General features: G+C 69.5%; 1 protein-coding gene. It reads right to left on the bottom strand.

Annotated elements, in window-relative coordinates; translation table 11 throughout:
- Nucleotides 1-239: hypothetical protein (locus ACSC1Q_RS43275; protein WP_436764558.1), on the bottom strand; the 239-nt coding region annotated here is incomplete at both ends.

Consider the following 239-nt stretch of genomic DNA (forward strand, 5'->3'; position numbering starts at 1 on the left):
TGCTGGAAGGCGTACGTCGGCAGATCGATATGCGCTCTCGGGGTGAGGATCGCCGTCCAGTCCACGGTGACGCCGTGGGTGTGGAGCCGGCCGAGTGCCTCGACCAGTGCCCGGATCTCGTCGCGGTCCTTGCGCGCGGTCGCGACGAAGGCGCCGTTCTCGACGCTCTGCTGGGCGAGCGCGGTCAGGGTGGTGTCGGGTCCGATCTCGACGAACACGTTCGCCTGGCAGGCGGCCAC

The organism is Streptosporangium heterodermiicola, from assembly GCF_051390675.1.
Lineage (GTDB): Bacteria > Actinomycetota > Actinomycetes > Streptosporangiales > Streptosporangiaceae > Streptosporangium.